The following is a 1,415-nucleotide window of genomic DNA, read 5'->3' on the forward strand; positions in this document are numbered from 1 at the left end:
CCGCCTCCAGCGTCGCGTCGGGGCGGCTCTCGTACGCCTTTCGGCCTCGAAGGCCCGGCCGCCACCATCGACACCGCGTGCTCGTCCTCCTCGGTCGCGCTGCACCTGGCGGTCCAGGCGTTGCGGCAGAGCGAATGCTCGCTCGCCGTGGCGGCGGGCGCGACCGTGCTCGCCTCGCCCGATGTGTTCGTGGAGTTCAGCCGCCAGCGCGGACTGTCCGCCGACGGCCGCTGCAAGTCCTTCGCGGCGTCGGCGGACGGCACCGGCTGGTCCGAGGGCGTGGCCGTGCTGCTGGTCGAGCGGCTGTCGGACGCGGTACGCAACGGCCACCAGGTGCTGGCCGTCGTGCGCGGTTCGGCGGTCAACCAGGACGGTGCGTCGAATGGTCTGACGGCGCCGAACGGCCCGTCGCAGCGGCGCGTCATCCGCCAGGCCCTGGAGAACGCCCGCCTCACGCCCGCCGACGTGGACGCGGTCGAAGCACACGGCACGGGCACGACGCTGGGCGACCCGATCGAGGCACAGGCCCTGCTCGCCACCTACGGCCAGGACCGGCCGGAGGGGCAGCCCCTGTGGCTCGGCTCGCTGAAGTCGAACATCGGCCACACCCAGAACGTCGCCGGAATCGGCGGCGTCATCAAGATGGTCATGGCGATGCGGCACGGGATGCTGCCGCAGACCCTGCACGTGGACGAGCCGACACCGCACGTCGACTGGTCGGCGGGTGAGGTGTCGCTGCTCACCGAGGCGCGGGAGTGGCCGGAGACCGAGGGCCGTCCGCGCCGGGCGGGCGTGTCGTCGTTCGGCGTCAGCGGCACCAACGTCCACACCATCATCGAGCAGGCGCCCGAGCCCGAAGCGGCCAATTCCGTTGAGGCGCCTGGCGTCACCCCCGCCGTGCTTCCGTGGGTCCTGTCCGGACGCGGCGCCGCCGCCCTGCGCGCCCAGGCCGAGCGCCTGACCGCGCACGTCGAGGCCCACCCCGACCTGCGCCCGCTCGACCTCGGCCACGCGCTCGCGACCACCCGGTCCGCCTTCGACCACCGCGCGGTGGTCGTCGCGGGCGACCGCGACGGCTTCCTGACCGGGCTCGGTGCTCTGACGGCTGACGGGGACACCCCGGGGCTGGTGCAGGGCTCGCCGGTGCCGGGCAAGGTGGCGTTCCTGTTCACGGGGCAGGGCAGCCAGCGGCTGGGGATGGGCCGTGAGCTGTACGAGGCGTACCCGGTGTTCGCGGAGGCGCTGGACGCGGTGTGCGCGGAGCTGGACCAGCATCTTGAACGGCCGCTGCGGGACGTTCTCTTCGGTGAGGACGCCGCCGCGCTGGATCAGACCGGCTTCACTCAGCCTGCGTTGTTCGCGGTCGAGGTGGCGCTGTTCCGGCTGGTCGAGGCGTGGGGTGTGAAGCCGGACTT

1 pseudogene is annotated in these 1,415 nt (G+C 73.1%); it reads left to right on the forward strand.

What is annotated here, in order from left to right:
* Nucleotides 1-1,415, forward strand: a pseudogene (locus SSOG_RS29030) (type I polyketide synthase); the annotation flags it as partial.

This window comes from Streptomyces himastatinicus ATCC 53653 (assembly GCF_000158915.1).
Classification (GTDB): Bacteria; Actinomycetota; Actinomycetes; order Streptomycetales; family Streptomycetaceae; genus Streptomyces; species Streptomyces himastatinicus.